Consider the following 20,761-nt stretch of genomic DNA (forward strand, 5'->3'; position numbering starts at 1 on the left):
CTCCTTTTTTAGATCCAAGGGATTTGGGGCAATCCCTGCGCCCTGCAGCTTACTCGGCTTCGATTTTGGACGACTTCACCACCTGCGCCCAGTTGCCATATTCGGTCTTGACCATGGCCGCCAGTTGCTGCGGGCTCATATAGTCTGCCGTGGCGCCCTGCTCTTCGGCCTTTTTCCTGAAGGCGGGGTCCTCCACCACCTTCTTGATATCGGCAGCCAGCTTGTCGATCACGGGCTGTGGCGTGGCCTTGGGCGCAAACACGGCAAACCAGGACGTGGCGTTCACACCCGGGTAGCCGGCTTCCGCCGTGGTGGGCACATTGGGCAGGCTGGGCAGGCGCTGCTTGCCCGTCACGGCCAGCACGCGCAGCTTGCCGCTTTGCACATGCGGCATGAAGGGAGGCGCGGTGCCGAAGGTCAGGTCCACCTGGCCGCCCAGCAAGTCCTGCAGCGCCGGGCCCGTGCCCTTGTAGGGCACGTGCACCATCTTCACGCCGGCCTGCTGCTCCAGCATGGCGCCCGTCACATGCTGCAGCGAGCCGTTGCCAGACGAGGCGTAGTTGAGCTTGCCGGGGTTGGCCTTGGTGTAGCTCACCAGCTCGGCCAGCGTCTTCACGGGCAGCTCTGAGCGCACCACGATGATCTGCGGCGCCGACAGCACATTGGCCACGGGGGCAAAGTCGCTTTGCTCCCAGCTTCTGGCCTTGGTCAGATGCGGGGAGATGACGTGGTAGCCCGAGTACTGCATCAGCAGCGTGTAGCCGTCGGCATCCGCACGCTTGACCAGATTGGCGGCGATGGCGCCGTTGCCGCCGCCCTTGTTGTCCACCACCACCGATTGCCCCATCACCGGCGCCAGCGCCTGTGCGGCCATGCGGCCGGCCAGATCGGTGGTGCCACCCGCGGCTGCGGGCACGATCATCAGCACGGTTTTGCTGGGATAGCTGCCCTGGGCCATGGCCGGGGCGCTGGCAAGGCCGACCGCGGCAGCGGCCGTCGCAAGCATGAAATGAAGGCGTTGACGTTGAACAGTCATGTTTGTCTCCTGATTGGAATGGGGACTTGCGCCAACAAGGCTGGGCAGCGGGCATCTGTATTGGCCAGACACCATGCCTGATCCGAATTTGCGCAAGCCGTGGGGCGGTAAACCGCACCAGCTCCTTCCCCCGAAAGAGCCGATGCAGCGGGGCGAAAACAGTCTCAGGTCCTGGCCTGGGCGCGTTCCTTGAGCTCGGCAAAATCCGCTGGCGGCTGGTGCAGATCCCAGCGCGTGCCGGCCTTGACGATCTGGCTGGGCGTCTCGTGGCCTATCAGCGCCGGCAGGCTGCGCGCCGCCGCGACGATGCGGTCCAGGTCCGTGCCCGTGTCATAGCCCATGAGCTGCAGCGCATGAACGATCTCTTCGGTGCAGGCATTGCCCGAGGCGCCCGGCGCATAGGGGCAGCCACCCAGACCTCCAATCGAGGCGTCGAAGCGATCCGCACCCGCAGCGATGGAGGCCAGCACATTGGCCAGCGCCATGCCGCGCGTATTGTGGAAATGCAGGGTCAGACCCAGCTGGGGCCAGCGCGCCTTGAAGGCCAGGACCATGGAATGCACCTGGCTGGGATAGGCCATGCCCGTGGTGTCGCACAGCGTGATGCCCTGCACGCCCAGATCGGCAAAGCGCTGCACCCAGGCCAGCACTTCGGCCTCGGCCACATCGCCTTCCATGGGGCAGCCGAAGCAGCAGGAAAGCGACACGTTGACTGGCGTTGCCGCCTGCTGCGCCGTGGCGATCACCTGCCTGAGCGCCTCGAAGGACTGGCTGCGCTGCATGCGCAGATTGCAGAGGTTGTGCGTCTCGCTGACCGACATCACCAGATTGAGCTCGTCGGTCCGTGCATCGATGGCACGCTCCGCGCCGCGCACATTGGGCACCAGCGCCGTGTAGACCGTGCCCGGCCGGCGCACGATCTCGCGCATCACGATCTCGCCGTCGCGCAGTGCCGGGATGGCCTTGGGCGAGACAAAGGCCGTGACTTCGATCTTGGACAGGCCGGCCTCGGACAGCTCATTGACCAGCGCGATCTTGTCCTCGGTGGGCACAAAGGCCTGCTCCATCTGCAGGCCGTCGCGCGTGCCGACTTCGTTCATGAAAATGCGGCGACCTGCACCGGTCCACACCGTGGTATTGAGGTCGGCGGCCATCATTGGACAATCCCCTTGGCGCGCAGCTGCGCAATCTGCACCTCACTCAGGCCGATCTCGGCCAGCACGGCATCGGTGTCGTCGCCCACATGGGGGGCGCTGCTGCGCACCGTGCCCGGCGTCAGCGAGAGCTTGGGCACCACGCCGGGCACCTGCAGCTCGAAACCATCGCGGGTGCGCTGGGTCAGAATCATCTCGCGTGCCCGGTAATGCGGATCCTCGGCAATATCCTTGGCCGTGTAGACCTTGCCGGCCGGCACACGTGCTGCGCCCAGCTCGTCCATCACCGTCTGCACGCTGCGCGCCTGCGTCCAGGCGCCAATCGCGGCATCGATCTCGGCCACGCGCTGGACGCGGCCCGCGTTGTCGGCCAGATCGGGCGCATCGGCCAGATCCTGGCGGTCGATGGCCGTCATGAGTCGCTTGAAGATGGAGTCGCCATTGCCCGCCACCAGCACCCAGCCATCCTGGCAGGGATAGGCATTCGAGGGTGCAATGCCTGGCAGCGCACTGCCGGCGGCCTCGCGCACGGCGCCAAAGGCGCTGTACTCGGGGATCAGGCTTTCCATGATGTTGAACACGGCCTCATGCAGGGCCACATCGATCACCTGGCCGGGACCGCCGTTCACCTTGCGGTGGTACAGAGCCATCATCACGCCGATCACGCCGTGCAGGGCCGCCAGCGTATCGCCGATCGACACGCCCACGCGCACCGGCACCCTGCCCGGCTCGGCCGTCAGGTGGCGCAGCCCGCCCATGGCCTCGCCGATCACGCCGAAGCCCGGCAGATCGCGATAAGGGCCGGTCTGGCCGTACCCAGAGATGCGCAGGATCACCAGACCGGGGTTGATGGCGTGCAACTCCTCGGGCGACATGCCCCAGCCTTCCAGCGTGCCGGGACGGAAGTTCTCGACCAGCACATCGGCTTCGGCAATCAGCTGGCGCGCTACGGCCTGCGCCTCCTGCTGGCGCAGATCGAGAGCGACCGAGCGCTTGTTGCGCGACTGCACCTGCCACCAGACGGAAGTGCCTTCCTTGATCAGACGCCAGTTGCGCAGCGGGTCGCCAGCGCCGGGCGCCTCGATCTTGATGACATCGGCACCAAATTCGCCCAGGGTCTTGCCACAGAAGGGACCGGCAATCAGCTGGCCCATTTCCACCACTTTCACCCCTTCCAGCGCGCGCGGCGTGGCGGTCTGCGTTGCGGGGTCTTGGATATTCATCGTCGTCATCCGTTTGTCTCTTGATTGCTCTCTTGCTGTGCCGCTTTGCGTTGACCAACGCCAGGCAAAGCGGCTTTTCAATCATCTTGCCCTTGAAGAGCAGTCCTGCAAAACGCTGAAATGCGAAGCTGCCATCGCATTTGGGCATAGCCAGGCGGGATAATGCATGTCTCATGAAACTGGACCCGATCACCCTGCGCCTGTTTGTGGCCGTGATGGAAGAGAACGCCATCGCGCGTGCCGCGGCACGCGAGCACATTGCGCCCTCGGCCGCCAGCCGCCGTCTGGCCGAGCTGGAGGGCCAGCTGCAGCTTGAGCTGTTCACACGCAGCAACCGGGGCAGCCAGCCCACGGCCGCCGCCTACGCACTGCTGAACATGGCGCGCGGCGTGCTCAACGAGCTGGACGGCATCGCCACGCAGATGAAGGGCTATGCCCAGGGCGGCGAGCAAGGCCTGCGCGGCCATGTGCGAGTAATGGCGAATATTTCCAGCATCACCCAGTTTCTGCCGGCCCAGCTGCAAAGCTTTCTGAGCCGGCACCCGCTGGTGGATGTACGGCTGCAGGAGCGCGTGAGCACCGATATCGCACGTGCCGTGGCCGATAACGAAGCCGATATCGGCCTGCTCAACAACGGCAGCTACGGCAGCAAGATCAGCCTGCGCCCCTATCGCCGGGATCGGCTGGCCGTGGTCATGCCTCGATCGCATCCGCTGGCCGGCGAGCACAGACTGCGCCTGGAGCAGGTCATCGAGCATGATCTGATCGGCATGCATGCCGACAGCGCGCTCAACCATCTCATCACCCGCTCTGCCGCCGACCAGGGCCTGCAGCCGCGCCTGCGCATGAAGGTCACCGGCTATGACGCCCTGTGCCTGATGGTGGCCGCCGGCCTGGGCGTGGGCATTCTCCCCGAGGGCAGCGCCCATATCTACATGGGCGCACTGCCCTTGCGCTGCATCCGCCTGGACGAAGTCTGGGCCGAGCGCCAGCTCATGCTCTGCGTACGCTCGCAGGACGCACTCTCGCCCGTCGCGCAACTGCTGGTCGAGCACCTGTGCCAGAGCGCCTCAACCGATAAAAACTGAATCCATGCCTGATTTTTCACCAATGCCTCTGCCCGCCCCCGGCGCGCTCCATCCGTCGCTGTGCTGGGACATCTTCTGCCAGGTCATAGACAATTTTGGCGACGTGGGAGTGTGCTGGCGCACGGCCGCAGAACTCGCCGCACGCGGCCAGCAAGTACGCCTGTGGATGGACGATGCCAGCGCCCTGCAATGGATGGCACCTCAGCCCTGGCCGCCGGGCTTGAGCGTGCATGCCTGGCCCGCGCAAGCCGCAGACGTTCCGGCGTCGATTGGCGATGTGGTCATCGAGGCATTCGGCTGCGAGATTCCCGCGGCATTCGTGAGCGCCATTGCAGACAAGGCGTCGAAGAGCAAGCCTGCGGTCTGGATCAATCTTGAATATCTCTCGGCCGAAGACTATGTGGAGCGCTGCCATCGCCTGCCCTCACGCATCATGAGCGGCCCCGCCTCAGGGCTGACACGCTGGTTCTTCTATCCCGGCTTCACGGCAGCCACCGGCTCGCTGGTGTACGAGCAGAACCTGGCACAGCGCCAGCAGACCTTCATGGCGCAGCGCGAATCATGGCGCCGCGCAGAAGGCATTCAGCCTGGCGAATGTGCCGTCTCGCTGTTTTGCTACGAGCCTGCAGCCCTGCCCCAGTTGCTCGCGCAGCTCTCGGACAAGCAGGCGCTCAATGTCAGGCTGCTGGTGACCCCGGGACGCGCCACGACTGCCGTGCAGGCGCTGCCCGAAGCGCAGCAGATGCAGCCGGTCTATCTGCCAGCCCGCCCTCAGGCCCGGTTCGACGAAATGCTCTGGGCCTGCGACCTGAATCTGGTGCGTGGCGAAGATTCCCTGGTACGTGCGCTCTGGGCCGGCCAACCCATGGTCTGGCAGATCTACCCTCAGCATGACAACGCCCACCACGACAAGCTGAATGCCTTTCTCGACTGGCTCCAGGCTCCGGACAGCCTCAGGCGCTTTCACCACACCTGGAACGGCATGACCGCACCGCAAACATTGCCTTTGCTCACACGCGAAATGCTTGATGAATGGGCCTGCTGCATCAGGGCCGCGCGAGCCAGATTGATGGAACAAACCGAACTGATTGCGCAGCTTCAAGCTTTTGTCGCCGAAAAAAGCTAAAATCCACGTTTTGCCTCTCTGAGGGCAGTCGCAGCCGGTATGCCGAGCGATCTTGCTTTCGGGGTCGCGCCCCGCCGCGGTACATGCGGCAGGCCCCGCCGCCGCACCTTTGATGCGTTGCTTTCTCCAGCGACCATTGCGAACAGCTTGCCTGCCGTGTAGAGCGGCTCCAACCTTTCAAACGCAAGCAAGCCATGAAAATCGCTCAAGAAATCCGCGCAGGCAATGTGATCATGTTCGGCAAGGACCCCATGATCGTTCTGAAGACCGAATACGCTCGTGGCGGCCGTGGCGCTGCTACCGTGCGCATGAAGCTCAAGAGCCTGATCGGCAACTTCGGCACGGAAAACGTGTTCAAGGCCGACGACAAGATCGACAACGTGATCCTGGACAAGAAGGATTGCACCTACTCCTACTTCGCCGACCCCATGTACGTGTGGATGGACGAAGAGTTCAACCAGTACGAAGTCGAAGCTGAAAACATGGCTGACGCACTGAACTACCTGGAAGACGGCATGACTGCCGAAGTGGTGTTCTACGACGGCAAGGCCATCTCCGTCGAACTGCCCACCACCATCGTGCGCGAAATCACCTGGACCGAGCCCGCCGTCAAGGGCGATACCTCCGGCAAGGTTCTGAAGCCCGCCAAGATCGCTACCGGCTTCGAAGTGGCCGTGCCCCTGTTCGTGTCCCAGGAAGACAAGATCGAAATCGACACCCGCACCGGCGAATACCGCAAGCGCGTGTAATGTGGCCGCAGCTGCCGCAGCTGCTTCCCGGCAAAAGGCTTCCTTCAGGAAGCCTTTTTTCATTTCCGCCTCCGACAGCGGGATTACGCCAGCCCCTTCGTCTGCCGCGACACTCAAAACCGCTTCAGTCTGTGCAAGACTAAGGGCAGTCCATCCACTCCCACTGCCAATGACGCACTCCCTGCCCTGGCTGCAGCCCGAACAAGAATTCCCCCCCATCGATCAGACCTGGGGCGAGCGGGACCCCATTCCCGGGCTGCTGGCCGCCGGCAATACGCTGGATGCAGCACGTCTTCGCACTGCTTACAGCCAAGGCATTTTCCCGTGGTTCAGCGAGGGACAGCCGGTTCTCTGGTGGTCCCCCAACCCGCGCATGGCCCTGCATCCCGAGGAATTCCGCCTGCACCGCAGCCTGCGCAAAAGACTGCAGAAATTTCGCAATGATCCGCGCTGTGAAATTCGCATCGACAGCGCTTTTGCCACGGTGATGCAGCATTGCGCCCAGACCCCGCGCGATGGACAGAACGGTACGTGGATTGTGCAAAGCATCGTCGATGCCTATACCGAGCTGCATCAGCAGGGCGCTGCACACAGCGTGGAAACCTGGATCGACGGCCAGCTGGTCGGCGGCCTTTACTGCGTGGCACTGGGCAGAGCGGTTTTTGGCGAATCCATGTTCGCACTGCAGACCGATGCATCCAAGATTGCACTGTCGGCGCTGGTGGCCCTGTGCAGGGCTCATCAGGTGCCGCAGATCGACTGCCAGCAGGCCACAGCACATCTGTCTTTCATGGGCGCTCGAGAAGTCACAAGAGCGCAGTTCGCCCGGACCGTTCAAGCCCAGGCCCAGCTGCCCGATATGCAGTGGCAATTCAGCCCCATATACTGGGAACAGTTGCTAAGCCATACTGAGGCTTGACGCACCGCATCTGCAGCCGAGTCCGATCATGACGCACCCGAACGACCTCCCGCTACATGCCCTGCAGTTTTATGCCACGGCAGCCTATCCCTGCAGCTATCTGCCGGGCCGGCTGGCACGTTCTCAGGTCGCCACACCCAGTCACCTGATTCAGAACACCACCTATTCGGAACTGGTCACGCTGGGCTTCAGGCGCAGCGGCATGTTCACCTATCGCCCCTATTGCGATGGCTGCAAGGCCTGCGTTCCCCTGCGAATTCTGGCCCAGGAGTTTCGCCCCAGCCGCAGCCAGCGGCGCGCTGCAAAACAGCATGGGCAACTTGTCGCCTCCATTCAGCGCCTGCACTACTCCGACGAGCACTACCAGCTCTACCTACGCTACCAGCAGCACCGCCATAGCGGTGGCGGCATGGACAACGACAGCGTGGACCAGTACACGCAGTTTCTGCTGCAAAGCCGGGTCAACTCCCGATTGGTCGAGTTCCGCGAGCCGGGCGCAGACGGTCAGCCCGGCACACTCAAGATGCTCTCCATTCTGGACGTACTGGAGGACGGGCTGTCGGCGGTCTACACCTTCTACGACCCGGAAGACCACGCCAGCTACGGCACCTTCAATGTGCTTTGGCAAATCCAGCAGGCGAAAGCCATGAACCTGCCTTATGTCTATCTTGGTTACTGGATCTCCGAGAGCCAGAAGATGCGCTACAAGGCCAGCTTTCTACCACATGAGATTCGCCAGGGCGAGCTATGGCAGCGCGTAGACAGGCAGAGCATTGTGCGCTCGCAAATTGAAGAGTGACGCTGCAAAAAGCAGCACATGGATATATGAGCGGATGACATGGCTGCACGGCTGCAGCACCGCTAGAATGCCCTCATCCCGCAAAGTATCTCCAACGCATGAAAAAAGACGACCTATCGGCCTCCGCAAAGCCCAGCGTCCAGGTTCTGGAACGCATGTTCACGTTGATCGACGTGCTGGCATCGCGTGAGGAAGCGGTTTCTTTGAAGGAGATCAGCGAACGCACGGGCCTGCATCCATCGACCACGCACCGCATACTCAATGACCTTGCACTGGGCCGCTTTGTGGATCGCCCCGAATCGGGCAGCTACCGCCTGGGCATGCGCTTTCTGGAACTGGGCAACCTGGTCAAGGCCCGGCTGAACGTACGTGAAGTGGCGCTGACCCCCATGCGTCAGCTTTACAAGCAGATTCAGCAACCCATCAGCCTGTCCGTGCGCCAGGGCGACGAGATTGTCTATGTGGAACGCGCCTACAGCGAGCGCTCGGGCATGCAGGTGGTACGCGCCATTGGTGGCCACGCGCCTTTGCACTTGACCTCCAACGGCAAGCTGTTTCTGGCGGCCGATGACTCCCAGCAGGTGCGCGCCTACGCCATGCGCACCGGCCTGCCCGGCAAGACCCATTTCAGCATCACCCAGCTGGGTGACCTCGAACATGAGCTGGCCAAGGTACGCCAATACGGCATTGCCCGCGACAACGAAGAGCTGGAATTGGGCGTGCGTTGCATGGCAGCCGGCATTTACGACGACCAGAGCAAGCTGATTGCGGGCCTGTCCATCTCTGCCCCCGCAGACCGCCTTGACGAGAGCTGGGCCCCCAGATTGCAGGCCACGGTGCAGGAAATTTCCGTGGCGCTGGGTTTCAGCGGCACACGCCCTGCGCCGGCTCAAGCACCGGCCAACCCCTATAGCCGCAGCCAGCACGGCTGAATCTCTTCGCTCCAATGACAGGAGCGAGTTCATCTCGCAATCCGCAAAAGGGCTGGGAAGGCCATTTCAGGTATTGATCCAATAAAAAAGCGCTACCGAGGTAGCGCATTTTTTGCTGACGGGCCTGGCCCTCTCGCCAGGCTCAACCGCGGATACGGCTGGCAATCGTGTTGCTGGCCGTGGGGCCCTTGCTTTCCATCCAATGGCGCACTCGCTCGGCATCTGCCAGGCGGCTGAACTTGCCTGCGGAATCCAGGAACACCATGATCAGCTTGCGCCCGGCCACATGGGCCTGCATCACAAGGCAGCGTCCGGCTTCGGAGATATAGCCGGTCTTTTGCAGGCCGATATCCCAGTTGTCGCTCTTGACCAGACGGTTGGTGTTGTTGAACTGCAGCGTGCGGCGACCGACGGCCACTTCATAGCCAGGCGATGTGGAGTACTCGCGCATCAGCGGATCGGCATGAGCCACCGCCACCAAGCGCGCCAGATCGCGTGCGCTGGACTGGTTGCTGCTGGACAGGCCGGTGGGCTCCACATAGCGCGTGTCCTTCATGCCCAGTTGCAGCGCCTTGGAGTTCATCAGTTGCACAAACTGCGCCAGACCGCCGGGATAAGTGCGTCCCAGGGCATGGGCAGCACGGTTCTCGCTGGACATCAGCGCCAGGTGCATCATCTCGGCACGCGTCAAGGTGGTCCCGACACGCAGGCGGGAGCTGCTGTGCTTTTCGGTATCCACATCGTCCTGCGTGATGGTGATCATCTCATCCATGGGCAGGCGGGCCTGAGAAATCAGCAGACCGGTCATCAGCTTGGTCAGCGAGGCAATCGGCAGCACTGCCTGATCGTTCTTGCTCAGCAGCACCTCATGTGTGTCCTGGTCAATCACATAAGCCACGCTGCTTTGCAGATCCAGGGGATCCGAGACGGAATGAAGACCCGCCATCTGCCCATAGGACAGGCGTGCGGGCTCGACCGCCGTGGCAGCTGCTGCCGCCGCAACCGCAGCACCGGTGGCTCCCGCCCTGGCCAGACGCTTCTTGCCGCCGGTCTTCTCTTCTCTTTCGGCCTTGGCCGCTAGAGCTGTCTTTCCGCCCTTCTTGCTTGCAAGCTTGGCATCTGCCTTTTCCGGCTTGCCTTTGGCGACCTTTGCGCTTTTGGGCTGCGCTGCGGCACGAACCTTGCCAGCCGGCTCCTTGGCCGCTTTCTTAGCCGAAGCTGCAGCAGCCACGGGCTTTTTGGAGTCTTTTTTGGGCGTCGCCGCATGCGCTGCCGGAGCAGCCAGAGCGCAGCTCAACAGAGCCAAAGACACCACCTGGGTGAGTTTTGCAAGGCGAAATGGACGCAGCAGCTGCATGCGATACTCCAGACAACAAGGTGTAAGGATTTAATTCAATCAAAAAAGTTGTGCAGTGACAAGCACTTACACAACCTTCTCGATAATCTGAGTGAAATTATAAATCCAGCAGTCAACCTTGTGCTGCAACAACTTCCTGATTGCTATGCAATTTGTTCAAAGCGCTCAGATATGCCTTGGCCGATGCGACCACAATATCGGGGTCAGCACCCACTCCGTTGACGATGCGACCGCTGCGCTGCAGGCGCACCGTCACCTCGCCCTGACTCTCGGTTGAGCCGCTGATGGCATTGACGGAATACAGCACCATCTCGGCACCGCTCTTGACTTCGGACTCGATGGCCTTGAACGAGGCATCGACCGGACCATTGCCCTCGGAGCTGGCCTTGATTTCCCGGCCTGCATTGCTGAAGACCACGCTTGCATGTGGGCGCTCACCTGTTTCACTCTGCTGGGCCAGCGAAATGAACTGGAACTGATTGTCCTGGTGCTCCGCGCCTTCGGCATTCACCAGCGCCAGAATGTCCTCGTCAAAGATTTCGCTCTTGCGATCCGCGAGTTCCTTGAAGCGCGTGAAGGCTTGGTTGATGGCAGCTTCGCTGTCCAGTTCCACCCCCAGCTCCTGCAGACGCTGCTTGAAGGCGTTGCGACCACTGAGCTTGCCCAGCACGATCTTGTTGGCCGCCCAGCCCACATCCTCGGCACGCATGATTTCGTAGGTGTCACGCGCCTTGAGCACGCCATCCTGATGAATGCCGGAGGCATGGGCAAAGGCATTGGCTCCCACCACCGCCTTGTTGGGCTGCACCACAAAGCCCGTGGTCTGACTGACCAGGCGGCTGGCGGCCACGATATGCTGGGTATCGATATTCACGTCGAGACCAAAGTAGTCCTTGCGCGTCTTGATGGCCATGACCACTTCTTCAAGTGAGCAGTTACCTGCACGCTCGCCCAGCCCGTTGATGGTGCATTCGATCTGGCGCGCGCCGCCGATCTTCACGCCCGCCAGCGAATTGGCAACCGCCATGCCCAGGTCGTTGTGGCAATGCACGGACCAGACGGCCTTATCGCTGTTGGGAACGCGCTCGCGCAAGTTGCGAATGAACTCGCCATAGAGCTCGGGAATCGCATAACCCACGGTGTCGGGCACGTTGATGGTGGTTGCACCTTCCTTGATGACGGCCTCGATCACGCGCGCCAGAAAATCGGGTTCGCTGCGATAGCCGTCCTCCGCGCTGAATTCGATGTCTTCGATGAGATTGCGCCCGAAGCGCACCGCCTGCTTGGCCTGCTCCAGCACCTGCTCGGGTGTCATGCGCAGCTTTTTCTCCATGTGCAGCGGACTGGTGGCGATGAAAGTGTGAATGCGAGCGCGGTTGGCCCCCTTCAAGGACTCGGCCGCACGCGCGATGTCGCGGTCGTTGGCGCGTGAGAGCGAGCAGACCGTGGAGTCTTTGATGGCACGCGCAATGGTCTGGATGGACTCGAAGTCGCCATTGGATGCTGCGGCAAACCCTGCCTCGATCACATCGACCTTGAGGCGCTCCAGCTGGCGTGCAATGCGCAGCTTTTCATCGCGCGTCATGGAGGCGCCGGGCGACTGCTCGCCGTCACGCAAGGTGGTATCGAAAATAATGAGCTGATCGGACATGGTGGGGACTCTCTATGTAATGGCGCCGGTAGACGCCTGTTTTGACTGGAGGATTGCCGACAAAAAAGCCGGTGCGCTTTTGGCGGCACCGGCTTTGAACCTTTTATGCGGCTACCGCCTCTTCGGCGACAGCAGGGACGCGCTGCACTCCCGAGATGATGGCCCGCAACGAGGCAGAAACGATATTGGCATCGACCCCGACGCCATAGCAGACCTGAGCGTCATCCACACGCAGCTCCACATAGGCAATCGCCTTGGCATTCGCTCCCTCGCCAATCGCATGCTCGGCATAGTTGAGCACGCGCACATTGCGACCGACGTTAGCCGACAGCGCCTGCACGAAGGCATCAATGGGGCCCGTACCTTCGCCTTCCAAAAAATACTTTTCTCCGGCGATCTCGATGTGGGAAGTCATATTGACCACGCCATCTGCCTCGCTCAGGCGATATTGAGGCGGCTTGACAGTGTTAACCCCATATTCGCGCTGGAACAGCTCCCACAGATCCGCAGCCGACAATTCCTTGCCGCTGGCATCCATCTCGCGCTGCACGACCTGGCTGAACTCGATCTGCAGGCGACGAGGCAGCTGAAGCCCATATTCGCTCTCGAGCAGATAGGCAATACCACCCTTGCCCGACTGGCTGTTCACGCGAATCACTGCCTCATAGCTGCGACCCAGGTCCTTGGGATCGATGGGCAGATAAGGCATATCCCAGATATCGCCTTCCTTGTGGGCGGCGAAAGCCTTCTTGATGGCGTCCTGGTGGGAGCCGGAGAAGGAGGTGTAGACCAAGTCACCCACGTAAGGATGACGAGGATGCACGGGCAACTGGTTGCAATGCTCAACCGTTGCGCGGATATCGTCGATGTCGGAGAAATCCAGACCGGGGTTCACGCCCTGGATATACATATTGAGCGCCACATTCACCACGTCCAGATTGCCGGTGCGCTCGCCGTTGCCGAACAGACAGCCTTCCAGGCGGTCCGCGCCAGCCATCAGGGACAACTCCGCTGCTGCCGTTCCCGTGCCGCGGTCGTTATGAGGGTGGACCGAGATCACCACGCTGTCACGGCGCTTGATGTTGCGATGCGTCCACTCCACCATGTCGGCAAAGATATTGGGCGTGGAATGCTCCACGGTGGTGGGCAGGTTGATGATGCACTTGTTCTCGGGCGTGGGCTGCCAGACGTCGGTGACGGCGTCTATCACGCGCTTGGAGAACTCCAGCTCGGTGTCCGAATACATTTCGGGCGAGTACTGGAAGGTCCATTTGGTGTTGGGGTGCTGGGCCGCGATGTCTTTGAACATCTGGGCATTGGTCACCGCCAGCTCAACGATCTCGTCTTCACTCATATTCAGCACCACACGGCGCATCACGGGAGCCGTGGCGTTGTAGAGATGGACGATGGCGCGGGGCACGCCTTCGAGCGCTTCGAAGGTGCGACGAATCAGATGCTCACGCGCCTGGGTCAGCACCTGCACGGTCACGTCGTCGGGAATGCGGTTTTCCTCGATGAGCTTGCGCATGAAGTCGAACTCGATCTGCGAGGCCGAAGGAAAGCCGACTTCGATTTCCTTGAAACCGATCTTCACCAGTTGCTCGAACATGCGCACCTTGCGCTCGATGTCCATGGGCTCGATCAGGGCCTGGTTGCCGTCACGCAGATCCACGCTGCACCAGACCGGAGGCTTGGTGATGACCGCGTCGGGCCAGGTGCGATCGGTCAGACGCACGGGGGCGAAAGCGCGGTATTTGGTGGAAGGGTTTTGCAACATGGTGAGTCTCTTTAGTCGAAATTAGAGGAAATTGAACCCAGCTCCAGCGACGCCCAAAAGCAAAAACGGCCCGTCGCTGATGCTACGGGCCGCCAAGTAGGGTGTGTTTGTACGCGCGCGCTACTTTCTCTGCCCGTTGGACATTAGTAGTAGAGCTAGCGACAGGTTTTGCATGCGGGTCACTTTAACACAAGAAAAGTTGACAGGGCCAGGATTTTTTGGGGCAGCACTTCAATCGTCGTGCAGACCACGCTCATCGGGCTCGTCCTTGGAGGTCGCCACAATGCTGACCTGCTCACCCTTGGCACGGCGCCAGACATAGATCACATAGCCCGAGACCGAGTAGCCGACAAACACCAGAAACAGCATGGTTGCAGGCTCGATGCTGACCACGGCCATCAGCAGGGCTACCACCACCAGCGAGACGAACGGCATGCTCTTGGCGCCGCCGATGTCCTTGAAGCTGTAATAGGGAATATTGGTGACCATGGTCAGACCTGCGAACAGCGTGATGGCGAACATGATCCAGGACAGATCGGCCCTGTCCGTGGGATAGCCGCCAAACCAGGAAATCACATCGCCGAAGATGGGTACATCACGATGGGAAACCATCAGCGCACTGGTCAGCCAGATAAAGCCCGCAACCAGGGCCGCAGCCGCAGGCGAAGGCATGCCCTGAAAATAGCGCTTGTCCACCACGGCCGTATTCACGTTGAAACGCGCCAGGCGCAATGCGGCGCAGGCGCAATACACAAAGGCGGCAATCCAGCCCCAGCGCCCCAGGGGACGCAAAGCCCATTCATAAGCAATCAGCGCGGGCGCGGCACCGAAGGACACCATGTCGGAGAGCGAGTCCATCTGCTCACCGAACGCGCTTTGCGTGTGCGTCATGCGCGCCACGCGACCGTCCAGGCTGTCGAGCACCATGGCGCAGAAAACGCCCACGGCCGCCAGTTCGAACTTGTTGTTCATGGCCATGACGATGGCGTAGAAACCGCCAAACAGCGCTGCCAGCGTGAACAGATTGGGCAGCACATAAATGCCTTTGCGCGGCTTGCGCGGCATTCCACTCAGATCGGCAGAATCATTGCTGTTTTGCATCAAACAGACCTCCAGTGCTTGCATGTCAATTGCATGCAGCTATTAAAACGATAGTATTTCAAGCATGGCCATCATGGCCATGTCCCTGCCACCAGTGTACCCGCCACACAGATCGCCTCCGGAATGAAAAAAGGCCACCTCGAAGGTGGCCTCTTGCCCAAGCGCAGTCATCCGGCTCGCGCCGAATGACCTGCCTGCATTAGTTGCGGGTCTGGTCGACCAGCTTGTTCTTGGAGATCCAGGGCATCATGGAGCGCAGCTGGCCGCCCACTTGCTCGATGGCATGGTCGGCGTTCTGACGACGACGGGCAGTCATCGAAGGATAGTTCAGACGACCTTCGCTGATGAACATCTTGGCGTATTCACCGCTCTGGATGCGCTTGAGGGCGTTGCGCATGGCCTTGCGGGATTCTTCGTTGATGACTTCGGGGCCGGTCACGTACTCGCCATACTCCGCGTTGTTGGAGATGGAGTAGTTCATGTTGGCGATGCCGCCTTCATACATCAGGTCAACGATCAGCTTCAACTCGTGCAGGCACTCGAAGTAAGCCATTTCAGGAGCGTAGCCAGCTTCGGTCAGAGTCTCGAAGCCCATCTTCACCAGCTCCACGGCACCGCCGCACAGCACGGCCTGCTCACCGAACAGGTCGGTCTCGGTTTCTTCCTTGAAGTTGGTCTCGATGATGCCGCCCTTGCCGCCGCCGTTGGCGGAAGCATAGGACAGGGCCACGTCACGGGCCTTGCCGGACTTGTCCTGGTAGATGGCGATCAGGGAAGGCACGCCGCCGCCCTTCAGGTATTCGGAGCGCACGGTGTGGCCGGGGCCCTTGGGGGCGACCATGATCACGTCCAGATCGGCGCGGGGCACGACCTGGTTGTAGTGCACGTTGAAGCCGTGAGCGAAAGCCAGGGTAGCGCCGGACTTGATGTTGGGCTCGACGTTGTTCTTGTACACCTCGGGGATGTTCTCGTCGGGCAGCAGGATCATGACCACGTCGGCAGCCTTCACCGCGTCGTTCACTTCCATCACGGTCAGACCGGCCTTGCCGACCTTGTCCCAGGAAGAGCCGCCCTTGCGCAGACCGACCACAACCTTCACGCCGCTGTCGTTCAGGTTTTGAGCATGTGCGTGGCCTTGGCTGCCGTAGCCGATGATGGCAACAGTCTTGCCCTTGATCAGGCTCAGGTCACAGTCCTTGTCGTAGAAAACTTTCATGATGGCTCCAGGTCTCTTATCTTGAGGGGGTTAAAAAGGTTTGTTCAGATTCAAAAGTGGTGCAACGCAGCCATTAGACACGCAGAATGCGTTCGCCACGACCAATACCCGAGGCGCCTGTGCGAACGGTCTCAAGGATGGCAGTGCGATCAATGGCTTGCAGGAAGGCGTCGTTCTTGGACTGGTCGCCGGTCAGCTCCACGGTGTAGCTCTTCTCGGTCACGTCGATGATGCGGCCGCGGAAGATGTCCGCCATGCGCTTCATTTCCTCGCGTTCCTTGCCCACGGCACGCACCTTGACCATCATTAGCTCGCGCTCGGTGTAGGCACCTTCGGTCAGGTCCACCACTTTAACCACTTCAATCAGTCGGTTCAGGTGCTTTGTGATTTGCTCAATCACATCGTCCGAGCCCGTGGTCAGGATGGTCATGCGCGACAGCGAGGGATCCTCGGTCGGTGCGACAGTCAGGGATTCGATGTTGTAGCCACGGGCGGAAAACAGGCCCACGACGCGCGACAGTGCTCCAGGCTCGTTCTCGAGCAGCACGGCAATAATGTGTTTCATTGGGAGATTCCTCTTTTCGCCGCCCTCCCCTGACACCGGTAAGTGCCAGGCTCGGCGGACAATAGATTCGTCAAAACGCTATTTAAAATATAGCTGCTTGTGCTTGATATGTAAGTGCTTGAAGCCGATTTCTTTCAAAACCGGCTACCCGGCATCACAGATCGTCGGCGCCCAGCAGCATTTCCGTGATGCCACGGCCGGCTTGCACCATGGGGAACACGTTCTCGGTCGGATCGGTGCGGAAGTCCAGGAAAACCGTCTTGCTTTCCTCGCGCACGATACGGCGCGCCTCGCGCAGCGCAGCCTCGACATCGGCAGGCTTTTCGATCAGCAGGCCACGATGGCCAAAGGCCTCGGCCAGCTTCACGAAGTCGGGCAGCGAATCCATATAGCTGCTCGAGTAGCGACCCGAGTATTCAATTTCCTGCCACTGGCGCACCATGCCCAGGAAGCGGTTGTTCAGCGCACAGATGACCACCGGGGTGTTGTACTGCTTGCAGGTGGCCAGTTCCTGGATATTCATCTGGATCGAGCCTTCGCCCGTGATGCAGAAGACTTCGGAGTCCGGCTTGGCCAACTTGATGCCCATGGCGTAAGGCAGGCCCACACCCATGGTGCCCAGACCGCCAGAGTTGATCCAGCGACGGGGTTCATCAAAGCGGTAATACTGGGCAGCCCACATCTGGTGCTGACCCACATCGGAGGTGATGTAGGCGTCGGCATCCTTGGTCATGTTCCACAGTGTGTCGACCACGTACTGAGGCTTGATGACTTCGGTGTTGGACTTGTCGTAGCTCAGGCAGTCGCGGCTGCGCCAGCCTTCGATGGTGTTCCACCATTGGCCCAGAGCTGCCTCATCGGGGCGCTGTGCAGACTCGCGCAGCATGGCGATCAGCTCATTGAGCACGTCCTTGACATCGCCCACGATGGGCACATCCACCTTCACGCGCTTGGAGATGGAGGAAGGATCGATGTCGATATGGATGATCTTGCGCTCCACCGACATGAAATGCTTGGGATTGCCGATCACGCGATCGTCAAAGCGCGCACCCACGGCCAGCAGCACATCGCAGTTCTGCATGGCATTGTTGGCTTCGATGGTGCCGTGCATCCCCAGCATGCCCAGGAACTTCCGGTCACTGGCCGGGTAGGCGCCCAGGCCCATCAGCGTATTCGTGACCGGGTAGCCCAGCATGTCCACCAGTTGACGCAGTTCGTTGCAGGCATTGCCCAGCAGCACGCCGCCGCCGGTATAGATGTAGGGGCGCTTGGCCGTCAGCAGCAGCTGCAGAGCCTTGCGGATCTGGCCCGCATGTCCCTTTTTGACAGGGTTGTACGAGCGCATTTCCACTTTTTCAGGATAGCCCGTGTACAGCGCCTTCTTGAAGGACACGTCCTTGGGAATATCCACCACCACGGGGCCGGGACGGCCGGTGCGGGCGATGTGGAAAGCCTTTTTCATGGTCTCGGCCAGCTCGCGCACATCCTTGACCAGGAAGTTGTGCTTGACGATGGGACGAGTGATGCCCACGGTATCGCACTCTTGAAATGCGTCGGTACCGATGTAATTGGTCGATGTCTGTCCCGCGATCACCACCATGGGGATGGAGTCGGTATAGGCGGTGGCAATGCCCGTCACCGCATTGGTCAGACCGGGGCCGGATGTCACCAGCGCCACGCCCACTTCACCGGTGGCACGCGCAAAACCGTCGGCTGCATGCACGGCCGCCTGCTCGTGGCGCACCAGCACATGCTGAATGCTGTCCTGCTTGTAGAGCGCGTCGTAAATATAGAGAACTGCCCCGCCAGGGTAACCCCACAGGTGCTTGACACCTTCAGCCTGAAGAGACTTGATGAGGATTTCGGAGCCCATCAATTCCTGGGCGCCCTTGGGGGACGATGCAGCGGCTGCAGAGGCCAGCTCGGCTTTGGAGATTTCCATGATCAACCTTTGTGAATTTCTCTAACGAAAAACCTTCGGTGCCCTTAGCCTGAAGCCCTTGTGAGGCCGGTTTAGGACTTAAGACCACATGCCATGGACGTTTGTGTGTACGCCGGACCGTGATCCGTTTGCTTCTTTAAGTTGAAGATCATTATCGCACTGCAACAAGACCTTCAAATGCAGTACACAAAAAAACATCATCGGATGCGATAATCGGTCGCTTTCGCCACTACCTAACTCCCGCTTTCTCCAGGGTTACTCTCTCTTGGCCACAGAACAAGAACTGTCTGCATTCCTCAAAGACGTTGAAAAGCGCGCCTTCAAACGCAGCGTTTTCCATGTCCGCGACGAGGAGGCCGCCCTGGATATCGTGCAGGACAGCATGCTCAAACTGGCCCAGCACTATGGGGACAAACCGGTCAATGAACTGCCCATGCTGTTCCAGCGCATTCTGTCGAACAGCACGCTGGACTGGTTTCGCCGCCAGAAGACCCAGAAAGCCGTTTTCACTCACTTCAGCGACCTGGAGTCTTCCGTAGACGGGGACAGCGACTTCGACTGGCTGGAAACCTATGCCACCAACAGCGACGAATCCGCCGCCAGCAACGCCGAGAGCCTGACCGAACGCAAGCAGACGCTGCAAAGCATAGAAAAAGAGATACAGGAGCTGCCTGCGCGTCAACGCGAGGCCTTTCTCATGCGTTACTGGGAAGAGATGGATGTCGCAGAGACTGCTGCCGCCATGGGTTGCTCTGAAGGCAGCGTCAAAACCCATTGCTTCCGCGCCATTCAAACATTGAGCAAGGCACTCAAGGCCAAAGGAATCGAGTTATGAAATCCGCGCCCACCCTCCGGCAAGAACAGACCGCCGACCGCATCGCCCGTCAAATCACTGCCCGACTGAGCGAGGGCGAAGCCTTGCTCCCTTACGAAATCACCGAACGCCTGCGCGCCTCCCGCGAGCAAGCCGTGTCTGTACGTCGCCGCGAAGCGGCTGTGCTGCGCGTTCAGACCAGTACTGCAACATCTGCCCAGGGCAGCACCCTGACACTGGGCAACCCCGACGAGGGTAGCGGCTGGTGGCGCACTCTGGTCTCGGCCATCCCCGTTTTTGCACTCATTGCGGGCCTGGTAATCTACAACTCCGACACCGAACAAAGTATGCTAAGCGAAGTCACCGAGGTCGATACCGCCTTGCTGACCGATGATCTGCCCCCTGCTGCCTACTCTGACCCTGGTTTCATCCAGTACCTCAAGACCTCGGCAGCCACCCCATCAGAACACTAAACAGCCTGCCACCTCTGCCTTGATGCCCACTGAGAAGCGCTCCCTCCTGAAACCCGACAACACCGCCGCCATCATAGCGGCGCTGTTGTTGGTGGCCTTGAGCTGGACAGGATGGAATGTCGTACAGCAAGTCAGGCTGGCGCCCAGCTCCGTGCCCCCCGCCACGGTAGCTGCATCCAGATCCATGCATGCAGACCCGTCCACGCGCCAAAGAGCCTCAGCACAGGCCTCGGGCCCACGCTGGGGCGAACTCAGTAGCCACCAGCGCGAGATTCTGCTGCCGCTGCAAGAGCGCTGGGCCATGATCGGCTCGGTACAGAAGCGCCGCTGGATTGCCCTGGCGGATGGCTTTGACAAACTCAGCGAGCGCGAACAGCAAAAGCTTCATGACCGCATGGAAGCATGGTCCGGCCTGAGTGCCGCCCAGCGCAACCAGGCCCGGCTGAATTTCGCCATTACCAACAAGCTCGCGACTGACAAGCAGGCCCAGTGGGAGGCCTACCAGGCTCTGAGCGATGAAGAAAAGCGACTGCTGGCCGCCCGCGCCACTCCCAAGGTGGTAAGCGCCGCACCGGCCATCAAGCCTGTGCCGTCCAAGAAGCTGGCGCGCATTCCTGCTGCCACGGCCTCCCCCAATACGGTGCCCAATCTGCCCAAGATTCCACCCGCAACCATTCATCACCCACCACCGCCCGTGCCCGCAACACCAGCCATGGTGGAGACACACCCCATTCGTACGCCCTCGGTGATTGTGGAGACGGCTCCCGTGGACATTCCTCGCGCCACCCCAATCACCCTGCCTCCGCTGGATGCGCCAGGTCAAGACGCGCACCAATGAC

The 20,761-nt window shown here is 60.8% G+C and carries 20 protein-coding genes; 9 read left to right on the top strand and 11 right to left on the bottom strand.

The genetic code is table 11. From position 1 onward, the window contains the following. Nucleotides 1–49 precede the first annotated feature (49 nt). From FSY45_RS02910 to FSY45_RS02920, 3 genes are all read right to left on the bottom strand, one after another. Nucleotides 50–1,036 carry a tripartite tricarboxylate transporter substrate binding protein gene (locus FSY45_RS02910; RefSeq protein ID WP_046460699.1) on the bottom strand — a complete coding sequence of 329 codons (987 nt, stop codon included), beginning with the start codon at nucleotides 1,034–1,036 and terminating at the stop codon, nucleotides 50–52. 164 nt (nucleotides 1,037–1,200) lie between these two features. Next, entirely contained in the window at nucleotides 1,201–2,193 is a 993-nt protein-coding gene (locus FSY45_RS02915) for a hydroxymethylglutaryl-CoA lyase (RefSeq protein ID WP_122975069.1), read from the bottom strand. Continuing rightward, nucleotides 2,190–3,422 carry a CaiB/BaiF CoA-transferase family protein gene (locus tag FSY45_RS02920; protein WP_046460698.1) on the bottom strand — a complete coding sequence of 411 codons (1,233 nt, stop codon included), beginning with the start codon at nucleotides 3,420–3,422 and terminating at the stop codon, nucleotides 2,190–2,192. Before FSY45_RS02920 ends, FSY45_RS02915 begins: the two co-directional genes overlap by 4 nt. Before the next feature lie 164 nt (nucleotides 3,423–3,586). Between FSY45_RS02920 and FSY45_RS02925 the strand changes: the two genes are divergently transcribed. The 6 genes from FSY45_RS02925 (at nucleotide 3,587) to FSY45_RS02950 (ending at nucleotide 9,026) form a co-directional block, all read left to right on the top strand. Beyond that, nucleotides 3,587–4,501 (top strand): LysR family transcriptional regulator, encoded by a 915-nt coding sequence (locus FSY45_RS02925; protein WP_034407671.1) that lies wholly within the window; start codon nucleotides 3,587–3,589, stop codon nucleotides 4,499–4,501. Between the two features lie 4 nt (nucleotides 4,502–4,505). Then, on the top strand, nucleotides 4,506–5,627 hold the full coding sequence (gene earP / locus FSY45_RS02930) for an elongation factor P maturation arginine rhamnosyltransferase EarP (protein WP_148747905.1): 1,122 nt from the start codon (nucleotides 4,506–4,508) through the stop codon (nucleotides 5,625–5,627). A 194-nt stretch (nucleotides 5,628–5,821) separates the two neighbouring features. Continuing rightward, a complete protein-coding gene (gene efp / locus FSY45_RS02935) occupies nucleotides 5,822–6,376 on the top strand; it encodes an elongation factor P (RefSeq protein ID WP_003056627.1) in 555 nt (184 codons plus the stop codon). 169 nt (nucleotides 6,377–6,545) lie between these two features. Continuing rightward, nucleotides 6,546–7,295 carry a leucyl/phenylalanyl-tRNA--protein transferase gene (aat, locus tag FSY45_RS02940; RefSeq protein ID WP_003066254.1) on the top strand — a complete coding sequence of 250 codons (750 nt, stop codon included), beginning with the start codon at nucleotides 6,546–6,548 and terminating at the stop codon, nucleotides 7,293–7,295. A 28-nt stretch (nucleotides 7,296–7,323) separates the two neighbouring features. Next, a complete protein-coding gene (locus FSY45_RS02945) occupies nucleotides 7,324–8,094 on the top strand; it encodes an arginyltransferase (RefSeq protein WP_003066251.1) in 771 nt (256 codons plus the stop codon). Nucleotides 8,095–8,192: 98 nt separating this feature from the next. Beyond that, nucleotides 8,193–9,026 (top strand): IclR family transcriptional regulator, encoded by an 834-nt coding sequence (locus FSY45_RS02950; protein WP_003066249.1) that lies wholly within the window; start codon nucleotides 8,193–8,195, stop codon nucleotides 9,024–9,026. A 142-nt stretch (nucleotides 9,027–9,168) separates the two neighbouring features. Here the strand turns inward: FSY45_RS02950 and pbpG are convergent, their stop codons facing one another. The 7 genes from pbpG to FSY45_RS02985 all read right to left on the bottom strand — a co-directional run bounded on the left by pbpG (nucleotide 9,169) and on the right by FSY45_RS02985 (nucleotide 18,635). Then, nucleotides 9,169–10,383 (bottom strand): D-alanyl-D-alanine endopeptidase, encoded by a 1,215-nt coding sequence (gene pbpG, locus FSY45_RS02955; RefSeq protein ID WP_003066246.1) that lies wholly within the window; start codon nucleotides 10,381–10,383, stop codon nucleotides 9,169–9,171. Between the two features lie 112 nt (nucleotides 10,384–10,495). Then, nucleotides 10,496–12,034 carry a 2-isopropylmalate synthase gene (locus tag FSY45_RS02960; RefSeq protein ID WP_012837810.1) on the bottom strand — a complete coding sequence of 513 codons (1,539 nt, stop codon included), beginning with the start codon at nucleotides 12,032–12,034 and terminating at the stop codon, nucleotides 10,496–10,498. A 103-nt stretch (nucleotides 12,035–12,137) separates the two neighbouring features. Continuing rightward, nucleotides 12,138–13,811, bottom strand: a complete 1,674-nt coding sequence (gene leuA, locus FSY45_RS02965) for a 2-isopropylmalate synthase (RefSeq protein WP_003066243.1) — start codon at nucleotides 13,809–13,811, stop codon at nucleotides 12,138–12,140. A 231-nt stretch (nucleotides 13,812–14,042) separates the two neighbouring features. After that, nucleotides 14,043–14,912 carry a CDP-diacylglycerol--serine O-phosphatidyltransferase gene (gene pssA / locus FSY45_RS02970; protein WP_003056635.1) on the bottom strand — a complete coding sequence of 290 codons (870 nt, stop codon included), beginning with the start codon at nucleotides 14,910–14,912 and terminating at the stop codon, nucleotides 14,043–14,045. A 199-nt stretch (nucleotides 14,913–15,111) separates the two neighbouring features. Further along, a complete protein-coding gene (gene ilvC / locus FSY45_RS02975) occupies nucleotides 15,112–16,128 on the bottom strand; it encodes a ketol-acid reductoisomerase (protein WP_003056637.1) in 1,017 nt (338 codons plus the stop codon). A gap of 73 nt (nucleotides 16,129–16,201) precedes the next feature. After that, nucleotides 16,202–16,693 (bottom strand): acetolactate synthase small subunit, encoded by a 492-nt coding sequence (gene ilvN / locus FSY45_RS02980; RefSeq protein ID WP_003056638.1) that lies wholly within the window; start codon nucleotides 16,691–16,693, stop codon nucleotides 16,202–16,204. 154 nt (nucleotides 16,694–16,847) lie between these two features. Further along, on the bottom strand, nucleotides 16,848–18,635 hold the full coding sequence (locus FSY45_RS02985; protein ID WP_046460696.1) for an acetolactate synthase 3 catalytic subunit: 1,788 nt from the start codon (nucleotides 18,633–18,635) through the stop codon (nucleotides 16,848–16,850). Between the two features lie 265 nt (nucleotides 18,636–18,900). Between FSY45_RS02985 and FSY45_RS02990 the strand changes: the two genes are divergently transcribed. Together FSY45_RS02990 and FSY45_RS02995 are read left to right on the top strand one after the other, a co-directional pair. Continuing rightward, nucleotides 18,901–19,470, top strand: a complete 570-nt coding sequence (locus FSY45_RS02990; protein WP_003066234.1) for an RNA polymerase sigma factor — start codon at nucleotides 18,901–18,903, stop codon at nucleotides 19,468–19,470. After that, entirely contained in the window at nucleotides 19,467–19,922 is a 456-nt protein-coding gene (locus FSY45_RS02995) for a DUF3619 family protein (protein ID WP_046460695.1), read from the top strand. Before FSY45_RS02990 ends, FSY45_RS02995 begins: the two co-directional genes overlap by 4 nt. On the opposite strand, the gene FSY45_RS28155 is transcribed toward FSY45_RS02995, so the two are convergent. Beyond that, on the bottom strand, nucleotides 19,911–20,108 hold the full coding sequence (locus FSY45_RS28155) for a hypothetical protein (protein ID WP_012837807.1): 198 nt from the start codon (nucleotides 20,106–20,108) through the stop codon (nucleotides 19,911–19,913). The genes FSY45_RS02995 and FSY45_RS28155 overlap by 12 nt on opposite strands. Here FSY45_RS28155 and FSY45_RS03000 point away from each other — a divergent pair. Beyond that, nucleotides 20,107–20,760 (top strand): DUF3106 domain-containing protein, encoded by a 654-nt coding sequence (locus FSY45_RS03000; protein ID WP_255443178.1) that lies wholly within the window; start codon nucleotides 20,107–20,109, stop codon nucleotides 20,758–20,760. The genes FSY45_RS28155 and FSY45_RS03000 overlap by 2 nt on opposite strands. Nucleotide 20,761 lies beyond the last annotated feature (1 nt).

It is taken from the genome of Comamonas sp. Z1 (genome assembly GCF_008121555.1).
Lineage (GTDB): Bacteria > Pseudomonadota > Gammaproteobacteria > Burkholderiales > Burkholderiaceae_C > Comamonas > Comamonas thiooxydans.